This is a genomic window from Inquilinus ginsengisoli, from assembly GCF_031453975.1.
Classification (GTDB): Bacteria; Pseudomonadota; Alphaproteobacteria; order DSM-16000; family Inquilinaceae; genus Inquilinus; species Inquilinus ginsengisoli_A.
Window position 1 is genome coordinate 723,984 of sequence record NZ_JAVDPW010000002.1, and the last position, 13,859, is coordinate 737,842.

Annotated in this window: 15 protein-coding genes; 11 read left to right on the forward strand and 4 right to left on the reverse strand. The window is 70.8% G+C overall.

Translation table 11 applies throughout. The annotated features are described in order from the left end of the window. Positions 1-95: 95 nt before the first annotated feature. Positions 96-914, forward strand: coding sequence for a hypothetical protein (locus E9232_RS07205; protein WP_309793029.1), 819 nt, complete (start codon positions 96-98; stop codon positions 912-914). A 174-nt stretch (positions 915-1,088) separates the two neighbouring features. Here E9232_RS07205 and E9232_RS07210 read toward each other — a convergent pair whose 3' ends face one another. After that, the gene (locus E9232_RS07210; RefSeq protein WP_309793031.1) at positions 1,089-1,526 is read right to left on the reverse strand and encodes an HIT family protein; all 438 of its coding nucleotides are present in this window, start codon (positions 1,524-1,526) and stop codon (positions 1,089-1,091) included. A gap of 137 nt (positions 1,527-1,663) precedes the next feature. On the opposite strand from E9232_RS07210, the gene E9232_RS07215 reads away from it, so the two are divergent. The 3 genes from E9232_RS07215 to hisI all read left to right on the forward strand — a co-directional run bounded on the left by E9232_RS07215 (position 1,664) and on the right by hisI (position 3,918). After that, positions 1,664-2,233 (forward strand): GNAT family N-acetyltransferase, encoded by a 570-nt coding sequence (locus E9232_RS07215; RefSeq protein WP_309793032.1) that lies wholly within the window; start codon positions 1,664-1,666, stop codon positions 2,231-2,233. A gap of 105 nt (positions 2,234-2,338) precedes the next feature. Beyond that, a complete protein-coding gene (gene metC, locus E9232_RS07220; RefSeq protein WP_309793034.1) occupies positions 2,339-3,523 on the forward strand; it encodes a cystathionine beta-lyase in 1,185 nt (394 codons plus the stop codon). Continuing rightward, a complete protein-coding gene (hisI, locus tag E9232_RS07225) occupies positions 3,520-3,918 on the forward strand; it encodes a phosphoribosyl-AMP cyclohydrolase (protein ID WP_309793035.1) in 399 nt (132 codons plus the stop codon). The genes metC and hisI overlap by 4 nt, the downstream gene beginning before the upstream one ends. A 19-nt stretch (positions 3,919-3,937) precedes the next feature. Here hisI and E9232_RS07230 read toward each other — a convergent pair whose 3' ends face one another. Continuing rightward, entirely contained in the window at positions 3,938-4,864 is a 927-nt protein-coding gene (locus E9232_RS07230; RefSeq protein ID WP_309793036.1) for a LysR family transcriptional regulator, read from the reverse strand. A gap of 99 nt (positions 4,865-4,963) precedes the next feature. Between E9232_RS07230 and E9232_RS07235 the strand changes: the two genes are divergently transcribed. Further along, positions 4,964-5,836, forward strand: a complete 873-nt coding sequence (locus E9232_RS07235; RefSeq protein ID WP_309793037.1) for an NmrA/HSCARG family protein — start codon at positions 4,964-4,966, stop codon at positions 5,834-5,836. A 56-nt stretch (positions 5,837-5,892) separates the two neighbouring features. Here E9232_RS07235 and E9232_RS07240 read toward each other — a convergent pair whose 3' ends face one another. Beyond that, on the reverse strand, positions 5,893-7,212 hold the full coding sequence (locus tag E9232_RS07240) for an MFS transporter (RefSeq protein ID WP_309793038.1): 1,320 nt from the start codon (positions 7,210-7,212) through the stop codon (positions 5,893-5,895). Between the two features lie 531 nt (positions 7,213-7,743). On the opposite strand from E9232_RS07240, the gene E9232_RS07245 reads away from it, so the two are divergent. Beyond that, positions 7,744-8,343 carry a class I SAM-dependent methyltransferase gene (locus E9232_RS07245; RefSeq protein WP_309793039.1) on the forward strand — a complete coding sequence of 200 codons (600 nt, stop codon included), beginning with the start codon at positions 7,744-7,746 and terminating at the stop codon, positions 8,341-8,343. Positions 8,344-8,454: 111 nt separating this feature from the next. Then, on the forward strand, positions 8,455-9,570 hold the full coding sequence (locus E9232_RS07250; RefSeq protein ID WP_309793040.1) for a hypothetical protein: 1,116 nt from the start codon (positions 8,455-8,457) through the stop codon (positions 9,568-9,570). Between the two features lie 12 nt (positions 9,571-9,582). Here the strand turns inward: E9232_RS07250 and E9232_RS07255 are convergent, their stop codons facing one another. Next, positions 9,583-10,770, reverse strand: coding sequence for an acetyl-CoA C-acyltransferase (locus E9232_RS07255; RefSeq protein WP_309793041.1), 1,188 nt, complete (start codon positions 10,768-10,770; stop codon positions 9,583-9,585). 110 nt (positions 10,771-10,880) lie between these two features. Between E9232_RS07255 and E9232_RS07260 the strand changes: the two genes are divergently transcribed. The 4 genes from E9232_RS07260 (at position 10,881) to E9232_RS07275 (ending at position 13,841) form a co-directional block, all read left to right on the forward strand. Beyond that, positions 10,881-11,477 carry a TetR/AcrR family transcriptional regulator gene (locus E9232_RS07260; protein WP_309793042.1) on the forward strand — a complete coding sequence of 199 codons (597 nt, stop codon included), beginning with the start codon at positions 10,881-10,883 and terminating at the stop codon, positions 11,475-11,477. 137 nt (positions 11,478-11,614) lie between these two features. Beyond that, complete coding sequence (locus E9232_RS07265; protein ID WP_309793043.1) at positions 11,615-12,496, forward strand: alpha/beta fold hydrolase; 882 nt, start codon at positions 11,615-11,617, stop codon at positions 12,494-12,496. Between the two features lie 66 nt (positions 12,497-12,562). Further along, positions 12,563-13,510: an isopenicillin N synthase family dioxygenase gene (locus E9232_RS07270; protein ID WP_309793044.1), complete on the forward strand. Its 948-nt coding sequence runs from the start codon at positions 12,563-12,565 to the stop codon at positions 13,508-13,510. 43 nt (positions 13,511-13,553) lie between these two features. Beyond that, positions 13,554-13,841, forward strand: a complete 288-nt coding sequence (locus E9232_RS07275; protein WP_309793045.1) for a DUF1488 family protein — start codon at positions 13,554-13,556, stop codon at positions 13,839-13,841. The last annotated feature ends 18 nt before the right edge of the window (positions 13,842-13,859 follow it).

Sequence of the window (13,859 nt, forward strand, 5' to 3'; positions counted from 1 at the left end):
CCCGCCCCTGGATGCCACGGTCAAGCCGTGGCATGACAAAAAAAAGATGAAGCCCATATATCCTTAACTCTCGATTCTCGTTCATGATGTGTTCCATGAACAAGCCGCAGACCGCCCAGGCATCGGAGGCCCCGGCCGCTCCCCAGGAGGAGCGGGCGGCGCGGCATCTGCGCCTGCTGGCCCGGGCGGCCGAGATCCAGATGGAGGTGATGGAGGCCACCCGCACCGAGGCGATCACGAAACCGCAGCCCGGCATCGACTATTGCCAGCACATCGCGGTCGCCACCCGCTCGCTGCGGCTGACCCTGCTGCTGGAGGAGGAGATGGCCCGACCCCCGGAGGAGCGCGCGGCGCTGGCGAAGGCCAGGCCCGCGGCATCGCCATGGGCCAACTGGCACGAGAAGCACGCGACGCTGGGCGTCACCCCAGTGGCTGCCGAGGTGGCTGTCGAGGCGGCGGTCGGAAGGACCGAAAACAAGGCGGGCGACCACCTGCGCGCCGAGACCGTCGAGCGGCTGGAACGTCCCGAGCGGGTGGAGATGGCGGAACGGGTCGAGCGCTGCCCGATGCCGAAAGCCCGGTCGACCGTGGTGCCGCGGTGGGCGTGGCACCAGGAGCGGGTGAAGCTGGCCGTCGTCCGGGCGGCCGATGACGGGAGTGGGAGCGAGGAGAGCGACCGCCTCCATGCCAGGGTCTGCCAGCGGCTGGAGCAGCCGGAGGTGGCGGAGATGATTGAGCGCAGTCCGGCGCCGGAGGCGGTGGCCCGGCTGTGCCGGGAGCTCGGCCTGCCGCCGGAGGCGGATCGATGGCTCGAGCTGGCGGATGAGATGCTGGAGGAGGAGGGTTTCATCCCCGAGCCGGAGGCGCCCCCCGCCGCCCCCGCCCGCAGGCCCGAGGCGCCGGACACGGGGTGAGCGCGTCGCCTCTCCCGCCCCCTCCCTCGTCATTGAGAGGAGGCGAAGCCGACGAAGCAATCCATGGGCCCGCACGAGCGGCCCGATGGATTGCTTTGCTGCGCTCACAATGACAATGGGGGATGGCGGGAGAGGCGAGGTGAACGGCTGCCCCGGCGTCCCGCCCGCCCCCCCTCACACCTCCAGATGCGCGGCGATGTCCCGGGCCAGGCGGCGCAGGTCGTCGCCATCGGCCATCTGGCCGTGGCCATGCCCCTTCAGCGGCCGGCCCTGCCAGCACGGAATGACGTGGAAGTGCAGGTGGTCGACCGTCTGCCCCGCGGCGCGACCATTGAACTGCGTCACCACCACGCCGTCGGGCAGCAGCGCCACCCGCACCGCCGCCGCCACCCGCTGCACCACCACGATCAGCCGCCGCAGCGTCTCGGCCTCCGCGTCGAGGATGGTGCGGGCGTCGGCCTTGGGGATGACCAGCACATGGCCCCTGGATTGCGGGAACAGGTCCATGAACGCCAGGGCGTCGGCATCCTCATGGACGGGGATCGCGGGGGCCTCGCCGCGCAGGATGCGGGCGAAGATGTTCTCGGGGTCGTAGGGTCCGTCCAGCGACATCGCTTGTCCTGACTGCAGAAATCGACGATCGCGCCAGCATCGCCGGCCCGGGTTACCGCGGATTTGCACCGATCGCGTTTCGGGTTGCAGCGGTAGCCCGTGGCCCCTGCCCCGCGCCCTCTGCTATCCTCGCCGACATGGAACCGGCCGGTATCGACCTGGAGACTCCCCGGCTTCGGCTGCGTCGCTGGCGCGCCGAGGATCGCCCGCGCTTCGCGGCCATCAACGCCGAACCCGCCGTGCAGCGCCACCTCAACCCCCTCACGCGCGAGGGGTCGGATGCCATGCTGGACCGGATCGACGCGCATTTCGCCCGGCACGGCTGGGGCTTCTGGGCGGTCGAGGAGCGCGAGGGCGGCGCCCTGATCGGGCTGTGCGGGCTGGCGCGGGCCGATTGGCCGGCCTTCTTCACCCCGGCGGTGGAGATCGGCTGGCGCCTGTCCACCCCCTGGCAAGGCCGGGGCTTGGCGCGGGAGGCCGCGTCGGCCGCGCTGGACTTCGCCTTCGGCACCCTCGAGCTGGACCGGGTGGTCAGCTTCACGGTGCCGGCGAACACCCCGTCCTGGGGGCTGATGGAGCGGCTGGGCATGCGCCGGCTCGGCGAGTTCGACCATCCCAACCTGCCGGAAGGCCACGCCCTGCGGCGCCACGTGGTCTACGAGACCACCGCCGCGGAGCACCGGGCGAGGTCGGCCGTTCCGCGCTGAATCCACGCAGTCAGGGCGGAATTGCGCGGATCGGGTTTGACCGTGCTGTCCGGCTGGCCGAAAGATGGCGGCGTCCAGCGCCACCACCGACTGACAGCCAACCCCATGTCCAAATCCCGCCGCCCCGCCACCATCCTCGCCCATGCCGGCCGCGACCCCGGGGCCAATCACGGCATGGTCAATCCGCCGGTCTATCACACCTCCACCGTGATCTGGCCGACCGTGGCGGCGATGGACGCGGCGCACACCGGCTTCGAGCATGGCCAGTACAGCTATGGTCGGGTCGGCACGCCGACCAGCGAGGCCTTCGAGGACGTGGTCACGGCGCTGGAGGGCGGCTATGGCAGCATCGCCGTGTCCTCCGGCCTCGCCGCGGTCAACGTGGCGATGACCGCCTTCGTCAAGGCCGGCGACCATGTCCTGGTGACCGACAGCGTCTACGGACCCGGCCGCCGCTACGGCGACGCGGTGCTGAGCCGCTTCGGCGTCCAGGTCGAATACTACGACCCGCTGATCGGCGCCGGGATCGAGGCCCTGTTCCGCGACAACACCCGGCTGGTCTATCTCGAATCGCCGGGATCGCTGACCTTCGAGGTGCAGGACGTGCCGGCGATCACCGCCGCGGCGCGGGCCCAGGGCATCGTCTCCATCCTCGACAACACCTGGGCCACCCCGCTGTATTTCGATGCCTTCGGCCATGGCGTCGACGTCACCGTCCATGCCGCGACCAAATACATGGTCGGCCATTCCGACGCGATGATGGGCATCGTCGGCGCCCGCGAGAAATCGGTGTGGTCGCAGCTGAAAACCTTCGCGGTCCAGGCCGGGCACTGCGCCGGGCCCGACGACCTCTACCTCGCCCAGCGCGGCCTGCGCACCATGGGGGTGCGGCTGCGCCAGCACCAGGAGAACGGCCTGGAGGTCGCTCGCTGGCTGCAGGCGCGGCCCGAGGTGTCGCGGGTGCTGCACCCGGCCCTGCCGCAGGATCCCGGCCACACCACGTGGAAGCGCGACTTCACCGGCGCGTCCGGCCTGTTCTCCTTCGTGCTGAAGCCGGCGGCGAAGGCCCAGGTCGACGCCATGCTGGACGGGATGGAGCTGTTCCAGATGGGCGCCAGCTGGGGCGGCTATGAGAGCCTGATCACCCCGATCCAGCCGGAGAAGATCCGCACCGCGACGCATTGGCAGGCCGAAGGCCCCGGCATCCGCCTGCATGTCGGGCTGGAGGACACCGGCGACCTGATCGCCGACCTGGAGGCCGGCTTCGACCGGCTGCGGGCGGGGGCATGACTGCGGATCCGTTCCTCGACGAGGTCCGGTTCGACGCCGACGGGCTGGTTCCGGCGATCGCGCAGCAGCATGACACCGGCGAGATCCTGATGATGGCCTGGATGAGCCGCGAGGCGCTGGCGGAGACCCTGGCCACCGGCCGGGTCTGCTACTGGTCGCGCTCGCGCCAGGCCCTATGGCGCAAGGGCGACACCTCGGGCCAGACCCAGCGGCTGGTCGAGTTGCGGCTGGATTGCGACGGCGATGCGGTGCTGGTCCGGGTCGACCAGACCGGCGTCGCCTGCCACACCGGCCGGCGCAGCTGCTTCTTCCGGGTGGCCGACGGCGGCGCCTGGAAGACCGACCAGCCGGTGCTGCACGATCCCAAGGCGCTGTACGGCCACAGCCACGGGTGAGCCGCGCGGGCGGCGATCGTCACGGCGGTGCGATGCCGGCGTCGTCGTGCGCGCCGATCCCGAGCGCGGCCAGCCTCGCGGCGGCAAGCTCGATGAAGGCCCTGACCAGCGGCGGCAGGTGCTGGCTGCTGGGATAGACCGCATGGAGACCGCCGGCCGGCGTGGCGTAGCCGGCCAGGACGCGGCGCAGCCGCCCGTCCGCGACCAGGGGCCGGGCGAACGCGTCGGGCAGCAGGGCGATGCCGTGGCCGGCGAGCGTGGCCCCCGCCACCGCCTGCATCTCGTTTGCGGCGAAGCGCCCGGACACCGCCACGGTCTCCTGGCCCTGCGGCCCGTCCAGCACCCAGGACGCGCCGGCCGCCGACGGGCCCGCGATGACGCAGTCATGGCCGGCGAGATCCGCCGGCGCGGCCGGCACGCCGCGGCGCGCCAGATAGTCCGGGCTGGCGCACAGGATGCGGCGGATGGGGCCGAGCTTGCGCGCGATCAAGGTCGAGTCCGGGAGGATCCCCGTCCGGAAGGCAAGATCGATGCCGTTCTCGACCAGGTTCAGCTTGTCGTCGGTCAGCCGCAGTTCGACCTTGGCTTTGGGATAGGCCGCCAGGAAGTCGAACACCGTGGCGGTCAGGAAGCCGCTGCCGAAGCCGACCGGCGCCGAGATCCGGATCGTGCCCGACGGCTCCGACCGCGCTTCCGCCAGCCGCTGATGGGCGTCGTCGATCAGCCGCAGCGCCTGACTGCCCTGCTCATAGTAGAGCCGGCCCGCATCCGTCACGCCCAGGCTGCGCGTGGTCCGCTGCAGCAGCCGCACCCCGACCGCCAGCTCCAGCGCGGCGACGCGGCGGCTGACCGTCGTCTTGGGCATGCCGAGCAGCCGCGCGGCGGCGGTGAAGCTGCCGGCCTCGACCACGCGGGCGAACACCACGATGTCGTTCAGATCGAGCATTATATCCCCAGATGGGACAGGATTTCCCGATTGTCGCCTATAATGGACCAATATGGGAGACCCCAACTCTGCTCCGTCAGCCACAGAAGGAGCAGACCCATGAGCAGCATCAAACGAAGCGTCCTGGTCACCGGCGCCACGGGCCAGCAGGGCGGCGCGGTTGCCGACGCCTTGCTGTCGCGGGGCCATCGCGTCAAGGCGCTGACCCGCAAGCCGGACGGCGAGGCCGCGCGGCGGCTGGCCGCGGCCGGCGCGGAGATCGTGCCCGGCGATCTCGACGACACGGCCGCCGTGGTGAAGGCGGCCCAGGGCGTCGACACCATGTTCCTGATGGGCACCAGCTACGAGGCCGGGCCGGAGGAAGAGACCCGCCAGGGGATCAAGGCCGCGGATGCGGCGAAGACCGCCGGCATCGGGCACCTGATCTATTCCTCGGTCGCGAGCGCCGACCGCAAGACCGGCGTGCCGCATTTCGAGAGCAAATATCTGGTCGAGCGGCATATCGCCGGGCTCGGCCTGCCCTTCACCGTCAGCGCGCCGGTCGCGTTCATGGAGAATGCCGTCGCGCCCTGGGGGATCGGCGGGCTGCGCCAGGGCGTGCACGCCTTTGCAATGCCGCCCGATCGCGCCCTCCAGCTGGTCGCCCTGGCGGATATCGGGGCCTTCGTCGCGGCCCTGGCCGAGCGGCGCGAGCCGGTGTTCGGCCGGCGCTTCGACATCGCCGGGGACGAGCTGGCGGGCGCGGAGCAGGCGCGGATCCTGTCACAGGCCATCGGCCGCCCGATCGCCTATCAGGAGATCCCGATCGCCGCCGCGCGGCAGCAGAGCGAGGACACGGCGCTGATGTTCGAGTGGTTCACCCGCACCGGCTACTCCACCGACATCGCCGGGTTGCGGCGGGACTTCCCGGAGGTCCGCTGGCACAGCTATGCCGATTGGGCGGGCGGCTTCGACTGGAGCGTGCTCGGCTGAGGGGCACTGGCCGCCGATCCCCGCGGGCGCGTCGTGCCCGCGGGGATCGGTGCGTCTCAGTTGTGTCCGGACACCCGGGTCAGGTCCTCGCGGCTGGTCTCGTTGATCAGCCACACCGCGATCACGCTGATCACCGCGGCGACGGTGATGTAGCCGCCGACCCAGCCGAGGCCGCCTTCCGTCGCCAGGGTCTGGGCGATGTAGGGGGCCAGCGAGGCGCCGAGGATGCCGGCCAGATTGTAGGTCAGCGATGCCCCGGTGTAGCGCACCCGGGTCGGGAACAGCTCGGGCAGGAACGCGCCCATCGGCCCGAAGATCAGCCCCATCAGGAACAGCCCCAGGCACAGGAACAGGGTGACCAGCACCACCGAGCCGCTGCCGAGCAGCGGGGCCAGGGCGAAGCCGAACAGCGCGGTCAGGATGCCGCCGATGATCAGCACCGGGCGGCGGCCGAAGCGGTCGCTGAGCCGCGACGAGATCGGGATGCCGATGCCGAGGAACACGATGGCGATGCATTCGAGGCCCAGGAACGCCTGCCGCGAATAGCCCAGCGACTTGGTGCCGAAGCCCAGCGCGAACACCGTGGTGATGTAGAACAGGGCATAGCAGGACACCATCGCCAGGGTGCCGAGGAGGGTGACCCTGCCGTAGCGGGTCAGCACCTCGCCGATCGGCACCCGCACCCGCTCCTGCCGCGCCATCGCCTCGCGGAACACCGGCGTCTCCACCAGCTTCAGCCGGACATAGAGGCCGACGATCACCAGCGCGGCGCTGAGCAGGAACGGCACCCGCCAGCCCCAGCTGCGGAAATGCGCGTCGTCCAGCCCCAGCGCCAGCAGCAGGAACAGCCCGTTGGCGGCGAGGAAGCCGATCGGGGCGCCGAGCTGCGGGAACATGCCGAACCAGCCGCGCTTGCCGGCCGGCGCATTCTCCACCGCCAGCAGCGCCGCCCCGCCCCATTCGCCGCCGAGGCCCAGCCCCTGGCCGAAGCGCAGCAGGCACAGCAGGGCCGGTGCCACCCAGCCGATGGTGGCGTAGCCGGGCAAGAACCCGATCAGCGTGGTCGAGATCCCCATCAGCAGCAGCGACGCCACCAGCGTCGCCTTGCGGCCGATGCGGTCGCCGAAATGGCCCAGCAGCGCGGAGCCGACCGGCCGGGCGATGAAGGCGATGGCGAAGGTGGCGAAGGACAGCAGAAGCTGCGCCGTCTCCGATTCGCTGGGGAAGAACACCGGGCCCAGCACCAGTGCAGCGGCGGTGCCGTAGACGTAGAAGTCGTAGAACTCGATGGCGGTGCCGATCAGGCTCGCGACCACGATCCGGCCAGTGGTGTTGGCGGGCGCGGGCGCTGCCGCTCCGAATGTTGTGTCAGTCATGAAGCGATGCACCGATGGTTGCGCGAGCCGGGAGGACGGGGACTATTTCTGTCGGGGAAGGCAGCGGCGTCAACTCCGGCCGGCCCTGGCGCCGAGCGCCGCCGGCATGACTGGAACGCGTCCGATGAAGGCCGCCGGCCGTCGCATCCCTCGAAATCCCCGCCAGTGCCCCACCGACAGATGCCGGATCGCCGCTACGCTTTGATGTCGGAACCGGCAGAATGGGTTACCGCGGTAATCCGCAGCGGCGAGAATTTCCAGGGAATGCGCTGGCCGGCCGCCCCAAGTTCAACAGGCGAATCCATCGCGGTCCGAGGCCGGGTCTCTCGAATGACTGTTCATTTTTCGGAAAAAGCCAAACGGAAGCGGCCGAACATCTGATTCCGTGTGTTTGCTGTTTTGCGGTCGACAAAACGCCCGGAATGCCGCGACGATCTTGCGATTGGAAACAGAACGGCGCATCACAGCGTTCGTCGCCCGGAGGACCCAAAACGCCTCCATCCGTTCGACGTCGTAAGGACCTGTTGCCCGATGACCGACCACAAAGCCGCCCAAGACCGGCCGGATATGAACCCCTGGCTGTTCTTCCGCCGCTGGCTCGCCAACCCCCGCGAAGTGGGATCGGTGACCCCGTCCTCGCCCGCGCTGAAGCGCCGGCTGACGCAGGAGATCGTCCGTGCGCCCGACGAGTATGTCGTCGAGCTCGGCGGCGGCACCGGTGCCATCACCCGTGGCATCCTGGAGCGCGGGGTTCCGGCCGACCGGCTCTACGTCATCGAGATCAACCACGAGATGGCGCAGCACCTGCGCGACATCTTTCCCGGCATCCATGTCATCGAAGGCGATGCCCGCCGCCTGACCGAGATCCTGCCGCCGCAGGTCGTCGGCAAGGTCGGCACCACGCTGTGCGGCATCCCGATGATGCTGCTGACGATCGAGGAGCAGCAGGCGATCGTCGATTCGGCCTATTCGGTGATGCCGAAGGGCCGGCAGATCGTGCTGTACACCTACGCCCTCGCCTCGCCGCTGCCGCGCGACAAGCTCGGGCTGGCCGGCCGCCGCGTCGGCTTCGTCCCAGCCAACATCCCGCCGGCCTCGGTCTGGGCCTACCGGCAGGGCAAGGCGGGCTGACCCGCCCCGCTTCCGTGCGGATGCGCGACAGGGCATAATTCCGAACTGGTGAACGGGACGGCGGCGCGGGATCGATGCCGCCTCCGTCGGGCTTCGAGGGGGAGTGCGACGATGAGACGTTCGGCAGTTCTGCTGGCCGTTTTCGGGTTGGCCGCGCCGGCGGCGCAGGCGCAGGTCCCGAACACCGCCTACCACGTGCAGCTCCAGGTCAATCGCTACAGCGAGGATATCGGCCTGTCCGGCGTCGGGTCGTGCCGGATCGGCACCGGCGTGATCGGCACCTTCCCCGACAGCGCCGGCCGCCTGGCCATCGGCACGCCGGTCGACCTGGCGGTGCCCTGCGCCCGGCCCGGCCGCGGTTCCGGCTATTCGACCGCCGACCTGGCGAGTGCCCATTTCCTCGACGCCCGCCTCGCCGGCGTCCCTGGCGGCGGCTTCAGCATCATCGCCCTGCAGCCGCGTGCCGTGCCTTCGGTCCTGCCGTCGGCCGCGGCGCCGCAGCCGGTCATCCAGCAGCAGGTGCTGATCGCCCCGCCGCCCCCGGTGGTGATCCGGTCACCGGCCCAGCCATCGATGCCGCTGCCGGTGGCTCCGGTGGCGCCGTCGCGCCCGCTGGTGATCGGACAGCAGCCGATCGCCCCGACCGTGGTGCCCGCGTCGCCCGGCCCCGCCTTCGTGCCGCGGCCCCTGGGCTATGTCCCGGCGCCGCAGCCGGTGGCCGGCGACAGCGCGACCATGCGTCCCGACGCCGCGATCGTGATCACCTACGACGCCGCCGGGGCCGGTCGGTCGCAGCGCGTCGTGACGCCGACCGATCCGGCCTATCCCGGGCTGTTGAGCCAGCTGGGCGGCATCGCACCGGGCCAGACCAAGCCGCTGCCGCGGCCGGTGGCGGCCGCGGCGCTGGTGCCGAACGCGGTGGGCGGCGACAAGCTGCGCTCGCTCGTGGTCGGCAACTCCCTGACCGGGACCGACCTCCGCTATAACCGCCAGGGGGCCTGGACCGAGTATTACGACCCGAGCGGGGTCGTCACCCGGTCCGAGGCGACCCGGCGCCAGGTCGGCAGCTGGGCCATCCGCGGCGATGCGCTGTGCACCCGCTATCCCGGCCAGGCCGAAAGCTGCCTGACCCTGTCGACCACCGCGACGGCGCTGCGCGGCTATGCTGGCGCCACGCTGATCGCGCTGGACCTGCGGATCCTGCCCGGGAATGCGATCCCGGGCTGAACCGCGGCCCCCTCAGGGGCGTTCGATGGCGATGGCTGTGGCCTCGCCGCCGCCGATGCACAGCGCGGCGACGCCGCGATGCACGCCCTGCCGCTGCATCGCCGCCAGCAGGGTGACGATCAGCCGGGCGCCGGTGGCGCCGATCGGATGGCCCAGCGCGCAGGCGCCGCCATGGATGTTGACCTTGTCGTGCGGCAGGTCGAGGTCGCGCATCGCCGCCATCACCACCGCGGCGAAGGCCTCGTTGATCTCGAACAGGTCGACGTCGCCGGCCCGCCAGCCGACCCGGTCGAGCAGGGTGCGGATCGCGCCGATCGGCGCTGTGGTGAACCATTCGGGTGCCTGGGAGTGGGTGGCGTGGCCGCGGATCACCGCCAGCACCGGCAGCCCCAGCCGGTCGGCCACCGAACGCCGGGCCAGCACCAGCGCCGCGGCGCCGTCGGCATTGGCGCTGGAGCTGGCGGCGGTGATGGTGCCGTCGGGCCGGAAGGCCGGCTTCAGCGTCGGGATCTTGTCGGCCGACAGCTTCTGCGGATTCTCGTCGACCGCGATCTCCACGGCGCCGCCCTTGCCGGGCACCGACACCGGCACGATTTCGGCCACGAAGGCACCTTCGGCGATCGCGGCCTGGGCCCGCCGCAGCGAGGTCATGGCGTAGTCGTCCTGGTCGGCCCGGGTGAAGCCGTAGCGCTGTGCGGTGGCCTCGCCGAAATCGCCCATCGCCCGGCCCTTGTCATAGGCGTCCTCGAGCCCGTCCAGCGCAGCGTGGTCGAAGATCCGGCTGTGGCCGAAGCGCAGGCCGTCGCGGGCGCCGGGCAGCAGGTACGGCGCGTTCGACATGCTCTCCATGCCGCCGGTGACCACGATCCCGGCCGAGCCGGCGGCGATCAGGTCGCGGCCGAGCATGGTGGCCTTCATGCCGGAGCCGCAGACCTTGTTGACCGTGGTGGCCCCGACCGCGTCGGGCAGCCCTGCCCCGCGGGCAGCCTGGCGCGCCGGCGCCTGCCCCTGCCCGGCCGGCAGCACGCAGCCGATCAGCACCTCGTCGACCTGCGCCGGCGTGACGCCGGCCCGGGCCACGGCCGCGGCGATGGCGGCCGCCCCAAGCTGCGGCGCGGCCAGCGGCACCAGCGCGCCCCGGAACCGGCCGAGGGGGGTGCGGGCGGCACCGACGATCACGACGGGATCTTCAGCGGACATGGGAAGTCCTCGGGTCTATAATATGATGAACAACATATTATAACCATCATCTAAAAAGACAACCACCCGCTGACGAGACCGCGCCGGCAGCGATGATCGGGAAGACGCCCATGCGCTACAGCAAGGACCACAAGAGCGAGACCCGCGACCGGATCGTCCAGACCGCCGCCCGCCGCTTCCGCGAGGATGGGGTGGAGGCGGTCGGCGTCGCCGCGCTGATGGCGGATGCCGGCCTGACCCATGGCGGCTTCTACGCCCATTTCCCGTCGAAGGAGGCGCTGGTCGCCGCCGCCTGCGCCGAGGGCTTCAGCCAGAACGGCGCCCGGCTGCGCAGGACGGTGGAGCGCCACCCGGCCGGCGAGCGCGTGGCGGCGCTGGCGGACGCCTATCTGAGCCCGGCGCATCGCGACAATCCCGGCCAGGGCTGCGCCGCCGCCGCGATCGGGGCGGAGATCGCGCGCCACCCGGCCGAGACCCGCGCCGCCTTCACCCAGGGCCTGCAGGGGCTGCTGCGGCTGGCGGAGGACGCCCTGCGGGCCGATGGCGGCGACCCGGCGGCCGCGCCGCAGGCGGTCAACGCCATGGTCGGCGCCCTGATCATGGCGCGCACCGCGGCGGATGACCCTGTCCTGTCGGACAGCCTGCTGGAGGCCGGAAGGCGGACTCTCCGCAGCCTGGTGCCGGCGCCGCAAGCCCCCGCCCGCTGAGGCTGGCGGACCGGTCGGTCGCCCATTGCAGCTGTAACCGACGCACCCGGATCTGACATTCTTGCGAAATGAGTGTCGGCCAGCTTCGATCGCGGAAGTTCACTTTGTCCCCGGGGAGGACGGATATGCACCGATCGATGAGAAGCATCCTGCGAGGCGCGGTGGTGGCCATCGGCCTGGGCGTCGCGACCCCGGCCCTGATGGCGCCGATCGCGACCGGCCAGGCCCGGGCGGCCGAGGTATGGCAGACCCTGCCGGCGCCGGCCCCGGCGCCGAAGGGCGCCACCACCGGCATGGCCCCGGTCAACGGCATCCAGATGTATTACGCCGTCTACGGCAAGGGCCGGCCGGTGATCCTGCTGCATGGCGGCCTGTCCAACTCGGATTATTGGAACAGCCTGGTGCCCGAACTGGTGGCGCGCAACTTCCAGGTGATCGTGGCCGACAGCCGCGGCCACGGCCGCAGCACGCGTTCGGCCCAGCCCTACAGCTACGACCTCATGTCGTCGGACGTGCTGGCGCTGCTGGACTACCTGAAGGTTCCGAAGGCCGACCTGGTGGGCTGGAGCGATGGCGGCATCATCGGCCTCGACATCGCCATCCACCAGCCGGAGCGGCTGAACCGCCTCTACGCCTACGGCGCCAATTCCGACCTGACCGGGCTGAAGCCGGATTTCGACAAGAGCCCGACCTTCGCCGCCTTCATCGAGCGCGCCGGCACGGAATATCAGAAGCTGTCCAAGACGCCGGACCAGTATGACGCGTTCCTGCAGCAGGTCTCGCAGATGTGGTCGACGCAGCCCGACTTCACCGCCGACCAGCTGCGCGGCATCACGGTGCGGACCGCGATTGCCGACGGCGAGTACGAAGAGGCCATCAAGCGCGGGCACACGGACTACATGGCCCGCACCATCCCGGGCGCCGAGCTGCACATCCTGCCGAATGTCAGCCATTTCGGCCTGCTGCAGAACCCGGAGGAATTCAATCGCGTGGTCCTTGAGTTCCTGACTGAAAAATAGGTCCATTGACCCCCTGACCCATCGCGACCACCCTGCCCCGTCTTTCACAGCGGCAGGGCGGATGCGATGACCGATTTCTGGCGGATCCCGGTGATCGACATCGCGGCGCTGCAGCAGGACGACGCGGTGGCGGCCGGTCAAATCGCCGCCAGGATCGGCCGGGCCTGCGAGACCGCCGGGTTCTTCTACGTCACCGGCCATGGCGTGCCGGAGCCGGTGGTCGACGGCGTGCTGGCCGCGGCGGCCTGGTTCTTCGATCGGCCGCAGGCGGAGCGCGACGCGCTGGATGTCGCCGGGTCGCCCTGCTTCCGCGGCTATGTGCCGATGGGCATCACCGGCCCCGGCGTGCCCCACCGTCTGCTGGAGGCGTTCCAGCTGATGCTCGACCTCGGCCCTGACGATCCCGACGTCCGCGCCGGCAGCGTCATGCACGGGCCCAACCGGTGGCCGGAGGATGGCCTGGATTTCCGGATGGCGCTGGAGACCTACTACAGCGCGATGACCGCGCTGTCCGACCGGCTGCTGGACGCCTTCGCCCGGGCGCTCGGCCTCGACGCCGGCTATTTCCGGCCCTATTTCACCAAGCCGCTGACCCAGCTGCGCCTGCTGCATTATCCGCCGCAGCCGCCCGACGAGGATGCGATGGGGGTCGAGGCGCACACCGACACCGGCGCCTTCACCATCCTGCTGCAGGACGCCTCGGGCGGGCTGGAGGTGCGCAACCGCGCCGGCGAGTGGATTGCGGCGGCGCCGGTCCCGGGCAGCTTCGTCATCAACATCGGCGACATGATGCAGCGCTGGACCGAAAGCCGCTTCGTCTCCACCCCGCACCGCGTCGCAAACCGGTCGGGCCGGGATCGGATCTCGGTGCCGTTCTTCGCCAACCCCGACTATGCCGCGGTGATCACGCCGGTGACCGGCGACCGCACCGAACCGCTGGCCTGCGGCCCCTATGTGGAAGCCGCCTACCGCGCTGCCTGGCCGCGGGCGGCCCGCACGCCGGCACCGGTCTGACCCGGGCGTTGCCGCGCCGCCGGGCCGGCTGGTAGAAGGCGCCATGCCGCCCCGCCCGATCTTCACCTTCCCCGACGATGCCGATTGGAACGAGCCGCGCCAGGCTGTCGAGTTCGGGGTCGAGATCGGCGACTACATCGGCCGCGCCTTCCTGCCGGCCGCGGCGATGCGGACCCTGCTCGGCCACAAGCCGACACCGGCCGAAGCGGTGGAGGTCTACCACTACCACCGCACCGCGATCGAACGCGCGGTGGAGCTGCGGATCGAGGAACGGCGGTTGGACCCCGATGCGAACGTAACCCTGGATGGCCGCGACCTGCGGCGGCGGTGACGGATCGAAAGCCGGGCA